This is a genomic window from Tropicimonas marinistellae (assembly GCF_001509585.1).
GTDB classification, from domain to species: Bacteria; Pseudomonadota; Alphaproteobacteria; order Rhodobacterales; family Rhodobacteraceae; genus Tropicimonas; species Tropicimonas marinistellae.
Genome location: NZ_LNCI01000002.1, coordinates 449,589 through 462,904, shown reverse-complemented (window position 1 = coordinate 462,904; position 13,316 = coordinate 449,589). Strand labels below are relative to the sequence as shown.

Here is a 13,316-nt window from a genome sequence, read left to right as displayed (position 1 = left end):
CCCTAGTTCGTGGCGCGCAACCTTTCGCTCAGGCGTTCGGCCAGTATTTCTTGCCCGCGCAGGGCATCCTCCGACTGCGTCTTCAGGATGTCGGGCACAAACGTGATTTCGATGAAACGGGACTGGACCTCTCCCTTCGGGTCGGAGTGGTCGACACGCCACACGCCCGGGATCCCCGTTTCTTGGATGTGGCTCTCGCCCATCGCGTCCAGAACGGCATTCACTTCGCCGTTTCCCAGGACCTCCTGAAGGACCTTCTCGTCCCCTCCGGTAAATGGAATGGCTCCGAGATCGATGACCGTGGGCTCTGCCCGGTCGACCAGGCGGCCGAGCGCTTCGAGTATCTCGGACAGGATCGGCGGCGCATTTCCCGTGGGGAGGTTCGCCACCGCCTCCTTGAGCTGGACGAGGTCAGCTCGCGAATTCGACGAATTTCGCACTATTGCGATCCTGGTATTTCTATCTGGCTCTTGGGGCTAGTTCGCGATTTTTTTACAGATCCGAACAGCTTCGTCCTTGATCTGTGTCATGCAATAATTCGAATTCTTGAACAATGTGGCATTGCGTAACTGAAATGCAGGTTATCGCTATCGGATTTTCCCCATGCTTTCTTTATGATGTTGTAAATAAAAGAAATTCTTTAACTTTCACATTGGCGCCAGCGACATTTTTGACGCGTTGGATCGCCGTTACCGCTACAGATTCAGCCGCGAAACGCCCCTTAAAACATATGTGAATCTGTCGGAAATGCCGGGCGCACCAGATACCAAATGATTGGATATCCAATACTCGTTTTGCGCCTTAATCGTGAACTCCTCAGCGCACAGGGCGCTGCGGTCGTAGTCCTATTCGGTCACCCTATACACTAGGTGTCATGCTCAAGCAGGACACTTTTGCTTTCAGCGCGGCCCTGAATCCTGAAATTTCTCAATGTATACGCTAAAGCAGATTGCCTCTTGCACTCTTATTCTGTCCGCGACGAACACGAGACAGCACCGCCAGCCTGCAATCCAGGCTTCCCATGCGAAGAACACATGGGCATCCTTCTCGTGGCATAACGAGCGATTATATTATATACTGACAATATACATATGAGCATTAGAACGCGCCCTGGGAGGCCTCATCCATGAAGTACGGTATCCTGTCAGACCTGTCTTCCCCCGGAACAGAGATCGAAATCCGGGTTACACCGAATGCCCCACATAACGACCTTCTTGTTGAGTGCATGGGGCTCAGGGTTTTCATCACGGATGACATCGAGAACGAGCGGGCAAATGATTCGGCCTTGAAGGTCCTTGCTGATGCACTCGGCATACCGGCTGCGCACATGCATCAGATCAGTGGGCAGACCTCGCGCGACAAGGCGTTTGTTGTCGACGCCTAGGGAATTCGTCGGCTGCGCAGGAACGATGCTTGGCGGTGAAACGGATCTGCGGCGGCCGAAACGTTTCGTTGATTGACCTATGAACTTCAGTGCAGCCTTCGGTTGTGTGAGACGAATTCGCCTCAGTTTGCGACAGATCATTGAGCCCCTCCCTATGCCGCAGCGAGGTGACGTCGATCGACGAGAGCGGCGGGTATTGCCGTAGCCTGATCCGCGCGCGCCCCGAAGAAGACGTGCTCGTGCCTGTTGGGCAAGCGGTGGGTTTTGTCGAATCCAAGCATGGCACGACGACGAACAGCAAATTGTGACGCAGGATCATGGCCCTTGCTGCCTACTCGCCTTTGGTGCCACGGTGACGCAGAGCCCGACCGGCTGGAGCCATGACCGCATCATGCTCGGCACGATCGTCAACCTCGAACGGCTGGGCGAGCGGAACGCGTCCCAGCCAAGTATGTCCGACATGTTTGCAATGATCGATCCGACGAGCCCGCCGCAATGGGCTACAGCTCTTTCAGCCAAGAACGGCAGCAGCAGCCTCGGTTGCCGCATGGGCGGTGGCGATCGCCAGCCCGGCACCACAGCGTTGGCGTACCCAGTCCTGATGCGCGAGAATGGCACCGGCAGCGAAGAGCCGTTCATGGACTGGCGCCCCATCCGCCCCGACGGGTTGGAAACGCCCATCCACCTCGACCCCGAGCCGGTTGACCGGATGGCCGCGCGGGTCGAGATAGTCCTGCCGGAACCAAGCGTCCCGGTCCTGCGGTTGGCGGATCGGAAGGTCGAGCAGGGTCTCAGAGAGGCTGTCCTGGTCAGATTTGAGACCGCCGGAAAGGAACCGTCCGGTCGCGAGCAGAACAGCGGAGGCTTCCACCTCGAGATCCTCCATCGGCCCGTGTAGGTGTAAGGTAGCCCCTGTCGGCCGGAAATCGACCTCCGCGACCTTGAGCTGCGGTTCGAGTTGCACACCCTTTTCCGGCAGGGCGCGTTCGAAGGTTTCGCGCAAGCGGATGCCTGGAACGGCCGGCGGGATGGTCGGAACCTCGAACAGCCGCACGCCGATGGCCTCCTCCATCCGCGCTCGGATCTCGTCGGGCATGTGCATTCCAAGGATGGCCGGCAAGCCGACATATTCGACGCCGTTCAGCAGCGGTCGGATCAGCTCTGCTAGCGCCTGCTGCGTTGCGCTTGTCTCCAGCGAGCGCGCAAGCACCTCCGGGAAAACCTGCCGGTTCTCCATGCCGGGGAACGTCAACCGAGCCGAGCTCAACTCCGGCCAGCGGTCGCGGAAATTGACCTCGAAAGCCTTGGCGCTAAACCCTTGCAACCCTTCGAAATCCACGACGAGTGTCTTCGCTCCTGTCTCCAGCGCCGTGATGCCAGGACGCATCGTGTCGGGAACTGAGAGCGTCGGCTTGGCGAGACCGTTGGGCAACAGCCCGGACAGGTTGTGATCGCCCGCCTTCGTGTAGCCGATACCCATATCACTGATCGCGTCGGTGAAACCGTCGATGGCGGCGCGGATCGTGGCATTCGACAAACCGCTCATCGGATGTCGCGGTTCATCCTGCCGTAATGCGTCCAACGCATCCCAAGGGTTCTGCTGCAAGCGCTGGTCGTGCACGCCTAGCAAGTCGAGATACCCGGTGGTATACGCCATCGCCCCGCTATGGCCGAACTGGGCCACTTCGAGTCCGCGCTGTCCAGCAAAGATACTCGCCGCGAACCCGGCGATCCCGGTTCCGATGATGGCCAGTTGAGTTTCAATCTTGCGGGTTCCGCGTTTCATTTGCTGTCGGCCCCCTCTTCGGCGGCGGCCAGATCCATCCCGGCCAATCCGCAATGCAGGATCTCGGCAAGCTCCGTCTGTGGCATCTGCGCCCCCCACAGAACCGGTCGGACTCCCTTGTAGCGTTCTTTGACGAAATCCCGCATCTGGCGGAGCCCGTCCGGGCTGTCATAGACGTTGCGATCGTAGAGATGCGAGGTAACCCGCATCGCGCAGAACGCGCCCTGGCAGGCGCCCTTGCCGATCCGGCTGCGCAGGGCAATGGCCTTCAAGCTCATATGGTCCTCTGCGCCGGGCGCATCCGCGAGGATCGTATCGACTGCCGACCGCGCGACCATCTCGCATTCGCACAGGACCATGTCGGCGGGATCGGCCCGCCTGTACCAGTCGCGCGCCGCCGCACCCGGTTCGGTCCAGCGCAACGCATCGCCTGAAGGGAGCGGCTCGATGTTGGTCATGCAGGGCTCGGAATTGCCCAGCCGCCCGGCCACGAGGTCCCCGGCCTTCTCGGCCATCAGACGGAAGGTGGTGAACTTGCCTCCGGCGACGCTGGCGAAATTGCAAAGCCCCTGATCCTCGTGATCGAAAAGCTCAAAGCCCCGATTGGCCTTGCGCCCATCCGCCTCGCTACCCGCCGATTTCAGCAGCGGCCGCACGCCAGAAAAGGCGCGCACGAAGCGGGTCTCGTTCAGCACCGGCAGCATCGCCGCGCCCTCGGCAAGGATCCGGTCCACCTCCGGCACCGTAGGCGCGATGCCATCCGGGTCATCGACCGTGACCGAGGAAGTGCCGAGCAACGAGACCGTGCCCCCGGGCACCAGAATATCGCCGTCATCGGGAAGGCGCAGGCGGTTGACGACGCCATTGGTCACGCGCGTGTTGCTGATCAGGAGCGTGCCCTTGGAATAGAGAAGGCTCACATCGGAGCAGCCGGCAAGGCGGGCGACCTTCTCTGCCCAGGCGCCACTGGCATTGACGAACTGGCGCGCGCGGATCTCGACAGGCTCGCCGCTGCGACGGTCCCGGCAAAGCGCTTTCGTTATCGTAGCGTCGTTGATCTCGAAGCCTTCGATCTCGGTATGCGGCAGGTAGATGCTGTCATTCAGGCGCTCGGCATGGCCGACATTCTCCAGCACGATCCGGAACGGGTCGATCGTGGCGTCGGGCACGGCATAGGCGGCGATGATATTCTCGGGGAGCGCCGGTTCGCGCTCGCGTGCCTCGGCCGCCGTCAACGCCTCGCTGGGAATACCCGCACCGGCGCAATGCTCGGGGAACTTGTTGGCGAACTCCGGGTCGTCCCCTTCCACGGCGACGAACAACCCGCCGCAATCGTCAATACATTCCGGTGCAAGACGTTTGAGGATCTCGCCTTCGCGCCGACACTCTGCTGCGGTCTCCGCATCGGCGGTAGCATAGCGACCGCCGCTGTGAAGCAAGCCGTGGTTACCGCCCGAAGCGCCCGCGTTCAGATCCTTGCGGTCGATCAGGATGCAGTTGATCCCCCGCAGGGCAAGGTCACGCATGACACCCGATCCGGTCGCACCACCACCGATGACGAGAACCTCGGTTTCGTAAACCCGTGCAGACATGGCACTCAATCCTCTTCCGGCAAGTTGACGTCGGCCAACTCAGGACCAAGGTATTTGCGCTCATCCGGACCAAGGAGGCCGAGCGACAGGCAGATCAACGTCCACAGATGGGTGACCGTATAGGCCCCGCCATAGTGCTCGCCGACATCTTCGATCTGCGAGTGGCAGTTGTGGCAGGGGGTCAGCACGTAATCGGCCTCGGTGGCGATCACCTGGTCGAACTTGCGCTTGCCGTAGGCGCGGCGTTCATTGGCCATGCCCGCCTGCAGGAAGCCGCCCCCGCCGCCACAGCAGTAGTTGGCGCTCCGGCAGGGTTGCATGTCGATGAAGTTCTCTTCGCCGACCAGTTTTTTGACCACGAAACGCAGGTCGTCCGCCGCCCGATCGCCGATGGATTTCCGGACGAGCTGACAGGGGTCCTGAACGGTGAATTTCAGGTTGTCCTTGTTCCAGTCCGAGTTGACCGGCAGTTTCCCCTCTCGGATCCACTGGGCGTAATAGGTCACGAGGCTCTCGGCCTCGAAATTGGCCTTTAGGCCGAACTTCTCGATCCCCTGCCAGATGGTGAAGAAGGAATGCCCGCATTCAGTGTTGATCCAGATCTCGCTTTCCAGCGCATTCATGGCATCGACCCGGGTCTCGACCATCTCTTTCCAGGCGTCGAGGTCACCGGTGAACATGCAAAAGTTTTCCGCCGCCCAGCCCTTGGAAGAATAGGTCCAGTCCGCGCCGACATAGTCGAGGATTTTCCACAGCGGCGCCATTTCCTCCGGCTCCACCGCCGGTTCGCGCGAGTTCTGGTTGATGACGAATTTCGCGCCCTTCTTGTCGATCGGCACCTTCAGATCGGCAAAGCGCGGCTGGTTTTCGTGCAACTCCTCAAGCGTCTCCTCGACGATCTCGACGAAGTCCTCCGACATCAGCCCCATCGCGCTCGTGCTCTCGTCGAGCTTCTGCGCCGCGCAAGAGCGAACGATCCCCTTGGGCTTGTCCTCGGTCGCCCAGGCGCCGCGCGCCGCCCCGACCAATTGCGAGACGTCGATCCCCATGGGGCAGAGATAGGCGCAGCGCTTGCACTGCGTGCAGGCCCAGACCCAAGGCGTGGTGGAAAGCTCCTCGTTCATGCCGAGCATAGCCATATTGATGAAGCGGCGCGGATCCATGCCAAAAAGTCCCGACGCGGGACATCCCGAGGCACAGATACCGCAGCCAACGCAGGCGTCGTAGCTGGCGCCGTCGGGCAACAGGTCGTTGGCCACTTTCAGGAAATCGAGTGTATTTCCGCGAGAATGTGCGCCCATGCCTGTCTCCCCACAGCTGTCGCGATCCGCAGCTAACACTACGTCAAGTACTAAGATCAAAGAATGCGGCAAAGGGTGGTGCCAGACCAATTCGCACCAGTCTACGCAAGGACAGGATGGCTGTCCCTTATGCCGCGCAGCGACCGCGCCGCTCGGCGAGAGCGGCAGCACGGTTCAGCTTGAAGTTGGCCCGTGAGTAGAAGCTTCGCTCCGAGTTGAAATGGTTGAAGACAGAGGCGTGGACGGCGGCGAGTTTCTGCAGACTTCGCAATCGCCGGAAGCGATGCATCGCCCGCTCTCGTCGTCGGAACGGCAGGTGCGAACTCTCCGCCCGGTTGCTCAGCCAACTGCCAGTTTCTTGCAGTGCCGAAGCGCCAATATCCTTCAAGTCCGCGCCGTAAGAGCGAAGCAGATCAGCTACGACGGTCTCCGGTCGACCGTAGCGGCGCATTGTTTTCTTGAGGAATTTCAATGCCGCCTTCTTGTCGCGCCTCTTCGTCACGAAACTTTCCAGGACCTCACCTTAGTGGCCTACCGACCGCCACAGGTAGTGGCGTTCGGCGTTGATCTTCACGAACATCTCGTCCAAACGCCACCGCCACTGCGGTCCGGAACGAAAACGCTCGGCGCGTTTCTTGCGGATTTCGGAGGCGAACATCGGGCTGAACTGATGCCACAGAAACGGACGGATCTACGGCTGACATCGACGCCGCGCTCGTGCAACAGGTCCTAGACATTTCGGAGCGCCAAATGGAAGCGAACGTAGAGCATCACAGCCAGGCGGATGATCTCTCGGCTCGTCTTAAAGCATTTGGCTGGGTCACGTTTTGCCATCTGGGGGCGCTAGTCAGCCCCCTGCCCCGTGACATGCCAAGTTGCTCTGACAAAACTCTGAATGGCCAATTTCCACCAGACAGGCTCGCCTACGCCGAACGCGCTGCTAAACACGACCAATTGAACCGATTGCTGGACGCGGAATTTCCAAACGCCGGTTCCCCACGGGTCGCGACCTACAAAGACGAGAGGTATCGAAAACGCTTCTCCCCGGCCACGATGAGCCAAACTGGTAGGACAGTGAAAAAGTGGTTGTCGTGGTGGGAGGAGTTATCGTGCGAAAAAGGAAACCCGGTTGCTAACAGGCGCGGAACAGCCATCGGCGCGGTCAGCGAATTTCGGGCGCTGGGCTTGGGGGACTTTCATGCGTGGGGCAACGTGGCGCGGATCGACCGCCGGCACTGGCACCTGTGCCGACGCGCGTGAGATAGTATGGCCTTCGTCATGTCCTTCAGGTTTCAGGTCATTCCATGGTCACTAGCGGGCTGCCGTAGAACACTGCCAACGGGTCGAAGACCACCACGTCCGCGCCGCTCTGCGTGATCAGTTGCCGGAACTTTTCTTCGATCTCCCGCTTCACGACCGGCGTCCGGCTCTCGGCGTCCATGACGATCATCTGCATCGACCGGTCCCGCGCCAGCTTCATGACCTCGTGCAGCACGTCCCGGCCCACGGCCCGGAGCGGCTTCACCATGTCGCCGTCCTCCATGTGCCGCGCCTGTGCCGCCGCCCGAACCGCCCGCTCCACCATGGCGTGGTCGTCCTCCAACTGGCAGTACAACACCGTCACCGCTTTATGGATGGTTGGGGGTAGTACCCCTTTCCCCGTGGGACCATCAGCACCGGCGCTTCGAGGCCGGGGTCGAAATCCCGGAACAGCACCTTCAGGAACCGTTCGGCTTCAGGCTTCATCGCCCACGGCCCTCCGCAACCATGCTCACCAGCACCAGCAGATCGAGCCACTCCCGCAGTCGGTGGAGCGCGACAACATCGAGGTTTGTCGAATGGGTCATGTTCGATCCCCCTCCCGGCGCACCTTCCGCCTGGCGGTGGAGGCCGCCATCTCATGGAGCAGACAATTCAGAAATGCCTGACTGGGGGCCGGAGCCGGATGCCACTGTTTCCCGGTTACGTCGCAGACCCTGGTTTTGGTGGATGTGAGCCGCATCGCGCCTTCGGGCGTGGTGACGTACCCGAGGACCCGCCACTGTTTTCATCGCGCTCGCGTTTTTCGTGGTCAAGATAATCCTTGAGAGCCTCCGCAGGCGCGAAGCGAACGCGGCGGGGAACGACAGGCGTGGTCAATGATGAGTTGGGGCGAAACAAGTAGATGCTCAAATCCCTCCATGAGGTCCCCCCTGCTTCATGGACAGTCAGCCGATTAACTTTTGAAGCGCATCGCGCCATTCAATGACAGCCTTCTGGACGACCTGCTAAACGAAGAGTTGTTCTATCGCTTCAATGACGCCCGGCGAACGCTGGCGCTAAGGCTTTACGACAACAACCAGATCAGGTCGCACTCGTCGCTAGGAAACCAAACGCCCACTGAAGCGCGCCGGACGCTTGATCTATACCAGGGCTCCGCCTTGGGCGCGTTTGCTCAACCCATCCAATCAGTATCAAATCCGCTGATTCTCATTGTATCTGAGGGACAAACTGGGGCAGTTTTATGCGCTCCACGACACTTGAGGCAGGCGATCCCGAGGCGGCGGCGACGGTGGGACATTGCCCCGACAAACGACCCAAAGACCGACATGAAGAAACGCACCCGCGGCGTTGAGACATGCCGCTATCGCAAATCGGTCATACAGGAGGTGTACACCTCGCCAGTTTGCCTCAGCGGTCTCGGCGAAGCGCCCGAACCAACCTGTCAACCATCGCCGGATTTGGTGGCGCAGCGTCGGCATACTTTTCTTCGGTCAGGATCTCGTTTGCCGCCTTCGCGTGCTCCAAGGCCTCTTCCGGCGCCGTGTCGCAGAGCCGGTTCGCCAAATCCCGGTGCAGGCTGATGCAAATGGCCGGCATCGCGAGCGCCTTTGCGTCGCGAAGGGCGCTGGCAACTCCCGCGACCGCACCTTTATCCTGCGCAGATGCCGAACACGCCAAGGCGGCTCGGGCCTTTACCTGGGCGATCCTGACAAGTTGATCATTGTCGGTGGGCGACAGCCTCTTCAGCGTCTGAATAGCGGATTCACGCGCATCGGTCTCAAGGGACAGTTCGGCGATTTCGGCCTCGGCCCACGCGACATAGGCAGGGAGTTCGGCTTTCACGGCAATTTCTCTTGTTGTCTCGAACACGTGGATTGCCTTGTTACTCTCGCCGGTCATTGCGCAGACCTCGCCGATCACCCGACACGCAACGTACCTGTCCACCGGTCGCCTGGTTTCTATCGCGACAGCGGCTGCACGTTCGATGTGGCTCCAGGCCGTGCCCCCCTCCCCCAACGCGGCAGCGATGCGTGCCAGGTGGAAGTGAAGCATGACGTAACGTGTGACCAGAAGTCCGTCGAGTGCGTCCTTGCGCTCCTCCCAATCGTTGACGTGGTCACTGATGGCGCGTCTCGCCGCCTGCATTTTACCCTGAAGGGAGAGGATCTGGCACTTGGCCAGGGCGGACTCCGCCACGAGCCGTTTGTCGTCGGCCCGAGACGCGGCGGCTTGTGCCATCGCACAATAGCCAAGCCCAATATCTGACTTGCCATCGTCGGAATGCAGGTAGGCTCGGTGAATACAAACCTCGGCGAGCCGCCGATCATCACCGAGGTCCCGCGCAATGACCTCCGCGCGTGCGAGGCCGGCCAGCATTTTTTGCTGCTGTGCCAACGGCCAAAGGAGCGCGCGCCGCCAAGTCAGAATGTCGGCTTCGATGCGGAGCAGGGTTTCGGTCGGATCCAGTCTGCCGATCGCGTCCAGCGCAAGGTCGGTCATCCGATTTGCCAAGGCATAGGCGGAGTCTTCTGCTGCCAATCGCGCTGCACGCATGGCGAAATCGATGGCTCGCTCGGGCAGGCCGCCGTCCAATGCGTGGCGAGCCAGCGCCGCAGTCTCCACTGACGCACCGCCTCCCGGATCATCATGCGCCGCGACCACCGCAGCATGCAGTTCCGCGCGCCTGCCAGGTGGAATACCGAGATAGGCCGCATCCTGGATCAGGGCGTGTTTGAAGGCGTAGGTTCGCTTTGGAAACGTGCGGATGCAGTACAATAGGTCGGCATCTGCCAGCGTCGTGATCGCGGCATCGAAGGCCTCGCGCCGCAGGCCGCACAGGGCGGCGAGCAATTCGTCGGTCGGCTCGGCGCCAAGGACAGCTGCGGCGTCAAGCGCCTTGCGGGCCGCGCCATGCAATGAATCGATCCGGTGGGACAGGATGCCTCGCAGGGCAACCGGGATCTCTGACACCGGCGGACGGCCATCGTCAGTGGCGGCGGTCGCGTCAATCAGCGACGCATCGGTCGCAGCCGCGCGCGCGAGTTCTTCCAGAAACAGTGGCACTCCTCCGGCTTTCGCAAGGATGGCGGAGCGGGTTGGATCCGGCAGTTGAAATGCGTCGAGCAGCGTCCCGGCAAGGTCCGCATCGAGTGGGCGCAGCATCAGACTCCGCACGTGATCGTGCCCGGCCCACCCTTCTGCATGGCCGGATCTCATGGTGACGATCGCCATCGGACCGGCCGCATGAAGCGAAATCGCAATGCGTTCAAGCAATAGGCCCGCATCCTCGTCCGCCCAATGCGCATCCTCGACCAGAAGCACTGCGCCCCGCCCCGCGAAGGCTTCAATCACTGTCAGAATGGCATCTGCCAGCGCCTGCATGCGCCGTCCACGGGCCAAATCGAGCCACGGGCGCATCGTCTCGCGCTCCCCCAGAATGGCGGCAAGTGCGGGTCGGATGCGTTGTGCAACCTCCGGCACTGACAGCCGGTCAACAAGTATCTCCAACAACTGTCGCCCCGGTATGTCCGGCTCTGCGTTCAGCAGGGTGTGCAGAATCGACGCGAATCGCCCGAGTCCGCCCCCTTCTTCGCTTCGGCTGAACTGAACGCGAAGCAGCATTGCGGGGCGAAGCTTCATGAGGAATTCATGCACGAGCCGCGACTTTCCAATCCCGCCTTCCCCGATCACCACGGCGACCCGGGCGCCGTCCTGCGCGGCGATCTCACCGAGTATGGCCAACTCCCGCCCACGTCCGCAGAAGTGACCGAGTCCGCGCGCCATTCGAATGTCGAACCCGCCACGGGCGGAGGTTTCGCGATCGAGCTGCCAGACCGGTGTATCCGGCCCGCCTGCTTCCTCGGCCAACGGCGGTACCTCCGACATCGCAAACGCGCCACGGCACGCGGTTTCGACCTCCGCGGTGACCAACACCTGTCCGGTGCCGGTCGACGCCGCCAGCGATTGCGAAACGTAGACAAGCGGAAAAGTCTCGGATTGCGCACCGATCAATCCGGCACCGGCATGAATCCCGACGGCGCAATCCCGACCGGCAATCTCGAAACCCGCAAGCGCCGCTGAAAGCGCCGGGCTCTCGTCCGGTCGTCGGGCACCGAAGACGGCGGAAACATGATGCCCGGTCCGGCCAATGATCTCGCCGCCTTCGCGTATGATCACCGCTTCGATATCGGCGACCGCAGCACCACTGCCGGATTCTGCGGTCTCCGGATCGGGATCTCGCAGCGCGACGCGCAATCGCTCGGAGACGATGTGGATCGCGGCGAGGTGGCGCAGGTGTACGGGAGCCTGTATCGCGTCGTCGCGCGGCGCTTCGGGTGGCTTATCGCTGGCAGATCCAATGGGCGTGCCCATTACTGCCTGGTCGTTCTGCAACTCCGCATCGTGCGCGAATTCGGGCTGCCGCACGCTCGCACTCCGGATCGATTGGTACAGTTCCAGCGTTTCTGGTTCGACTGCGACCGACAGGTCGGTGCGGATACGCTGGCTGATATCGCGGAAAGCTTGCAGAGCAGTGTTACGCCGCCCCTGTCGCCAAAGCGCGGCCATCAGGTCACGCAAAGCTGCCTCGTCATAGGGTTCCAAGGCGAGCCTGCGCCGGGCATGCCGTTCCAGATCGGAAAAACGCCGGTCCTGTCCTGCACGTTGCGACGCGGAGACGAACCAAGCCACGAGCCTGCGGCGCAAATCGGCGCGCGCGATATCGAGGATTTCCTCGATTTCCGGTTCGAATCCGGTCAGGCCGTCGAGCGGAAGGCCTTCTGGTGGATTGGCCGCTTCGTCCAGCTGCTCCGTGATGGCGTCGATATCGAGCACGATGGCCTCTCGCCGCAGCTTGATCCATCCCGTTGTCGCTTCCAGAGCAGGTGCGTGAACCGTGCCGAGCGCGCCACGCAGCCGGAAGATCGCCTGCCGTAGCGAAGCGCGTGCCTGAGCATCTTCCTGACCGGGCCACAGCAGTGACGCGAGGTATGATCGGCTTGCCGCCTTGTCCGGAGAAAGCGCCAGAAGGGCAAGGATCAACTCGACCCGGCGGGTCGGCATCCGGATCGGCACGCCATCGGCGCTCGCCTGAAAGACCCCGAACAGATTGATCTGCAGCTTCTCCATGCAGCGCAGCCTAGCACGTTCAGCTTGCCACCGGCTTGGCCGGCGTCATCGCGGCCGGCATCTGCACGGGGTTCAGGCGGGCCATCAGCAGCGCATCCCGATAGACCCCGTCCACGAAAACAAAATGGCGCAAGCGGCCTTCCATGGAAAAGCCGACGTCTTCGTACAAGCGGATGGCCCGGTCATTTCCTTCCCAAACGAAAAGCTGGAGCCGCGAAAGCTGGAGCCAACGGTCCGCAAGGTCAACCACAGCGGCTAGTAGCGCCCGGCCGACCCCGCAACCGCGGAAGTCGGGATGCGTGGCCAGAATATCGATCTCGCCGCCGTGCCGCAGTCGAGGCCGGTCGGGCCAGGTTTCAAGCTCTGCGTACCCGGCAACCTGACCGTCCACCTCGGCGACCAACTTGAACTTCGCAGGATCGTCCGCGATCCGAGCCTCGATGATCGACAGCGGGTGAAACGGCAGGCGCTGCGTGCCCATGTTCACATGCTCAGCTTCCAGGATCACCGCGATGGCTTCCAGATCCGAGGAGCGAACATGGCGAATCCGAAGTGGCGCGTTTGGCCCGGCCTGTTCGACGGTGGTCATGCACTTTCTCCCCGTTTCTAGAACTTGCAGGCGCACCTGACGCTGTCGTTTGCGTGCCCGTTGCTGCCGACAGGCTCACAAACAGCCGACGCTCTGTAAATCCCGATCCACGGCATGCCGACTGAATTAACGCGCTTGTAACGCTTCGGGAAACGCCACGGAGACGCCGACGGGAGAGAGCGGAGTGGTTGAAAACGAAAGGACCAAACCATGTTTTTCCGCAACTCCCGCTCTCGGCCAGCAGCAATGCGCGGCGCACGAAAGATCCGCCGCT

10 protein-coding genes and 2 pseudogenes are annotated in these 13,316 nt (G+C 61.5%); 3 read left to right on the top strand and 9 right to left on the bottom strand.

The genetic code is table 11. The features are described 5' to 3' along the window. Window positions 1-2: 2 nt before the first annotated feature. A complete protein-coding gene (locus ARC39_RS05405; RefSeq protein WP_068111164.1) occupies window positions 3-440 on the bottom strand; it encodes a hydrogenase expression/formation C-terminal domain-containing protein in 438 nt (145 codons plus the stop codon). A 686-nt stretch (window positions 441-1,126) separates the two neighbouring features. Between ARC39_RS05405 and ARC39_RS05400 the strand changes: the two genes are divergently transcribed. Continuing rightward, a complete protein-coding gene (locus ARC39_RS05400) occupies window positions 1,127-1,384 on the top strand; it encodes a DUF167 domain-containing protein (protein WP_068111159.1) in 258 nt (85 codons plus the stop codon). A gap of 511 nt (window positions 1,385-1,895) precedes the next feature. Here ARC39_RS05400 and glpB read toward each other — a convergent pair. The 4 genes and pseudogenes from glpB to ARC39_RS25195 all read right to left on the bottom strand — a co-directional run bounded on the left by glpB (window position 1,896) and on the right by ARC39_RS25195 (window position 6,897). Continuing rightward, window positions 1,896-3,170 (bottom strand): glycerol-3-phosphate dehydrogenase subunit GlpB, encoded by a 1,275-nt coding sequence (gene glpB, locus ARC39_RS05395; RefSeq protein WP_068111156.1) that lies wholly within the window; start codon window positions 3,168-3,170, stop codon window positions 1,896-1,898. Next, the gene (gene glpA / locus ARC39_RS05390; protein ID WP_068111153.1) at window positions 3,167-4,762 is read right to left on the bottom strand and encodes an anaerobic glycerol-3-phosphate dehydrogenase subunit A; all 1,596 of its coding nucleotides are present in this window, start codon (window positions 4,760-4,762) and stop codon (window positions 3,167-3,169) included. The genes glpB and glpA overlap by 4 nt, the downstream gene beginning before the upstream one ends. 5 nt (window positions 4,763-4,767) lie before the next feature. Beyond that, on the bottom strand, window positions 4,768-6,063 hold the full coding sequence (locus tag ARC39_RS05385) for a (Fe-S)-binding protein (RefSeq protein WP_068111150.1): 1,296 nt from the start codon (window positions 6,061-6,063) through the stop codon (window positions 4,768-4,770). Window positions 6,064-6,190: 127 nt separating this feature from the next. Beyond that, window positions 6,191-6,897 (bottom strand): annotated as a pseudogene (locus ARC39_RS25195) (IS6 family transposase). Between ARC39_RS25195 and ARC39_RS25935 the strand changes: the two are divergent. Next, window positions 6,814-7,323, top strand: coding sequence for a hypothetical protein (locus ARC39_RS25935; protein ID WP_068111143.1), 510 nt, complete (start codon window positions 6,814-6,816; stop codon window positions 7,321-7,323). The pseudogene ARC39_RS25195 and the gene ARC39_RS25935 overlap by 84 nt on opposite strands. Before the next feature lie 37 nt (window positions 7,324-7,360). Here ARC39_RS25935 and ARC39_RS05370 read toward each other — a convergent pair whose 3' ends face one another. Together ARC39_RS05370 and ARC39_RS26375 are read right to left on the bottom strand one after the other, a co-directional pair. After that, a complete protein-coding gene (locus ARC39_RS05370) occupies window positions 7,361-7,678 on the bottom strand; it encodes a hypothetical protein (protein ID WP_236545128.1) in 318 nt (105 codons plus the stop codon). A 5-nt stretch (window positions 7,679-7,683) separates the two neighbouring features. Then, complete coding sequence (locus ARC39_RS26375; RefSeq protein WP_268874324.1) at window positions 7,684-7,809, bottom strand: hypothetical protein; 126 nt, start codon at window positions 7,807-7,809, stop codon at window positions 7,684-7,686. A gap of 485 nt (window positions 7,810-8,294) precedes the next feature. Between ARC39_RS26375 and ARC39_RS26105 the strand changes: the two are divergent. Beyond that, window positions 8,295-8,498 (top strand): annotated as a pseudogene (locus ARC39_RS26105) (integrase core domain-containing protein); the annotation flags it as partial. 235 nt (window positions 8,499-8,733) lie between these two features. Here the strand turns inward: ARC39_RS26105 and ARC39_RS05365 are convergent. Then, entirely contained in the window at window positions 8,734-12,453 is a 3,720-nt protein-coding gene (locus ARC39_RS05365; RefSeq protein ID WP_068111137.1) for an ATP-binding protein, read from the bottom strand. Window positions 12,454-12,472: 19 nt separating this feature from the next. Continuing rightward, on the bottom strand, window positions 12,473-13,042 hold the full coding sequence (locus ARC39_RS05360; RefSeq protein ID WP_068111134.1) for a GNAT family N-acetyltransferase: 570 nt from the start codon (window positions 13,040-13,042) through the stop codon (window positions 12,473-12,475). Window positions 13,043-13,316: the final 274 nt, after the last annotated feature.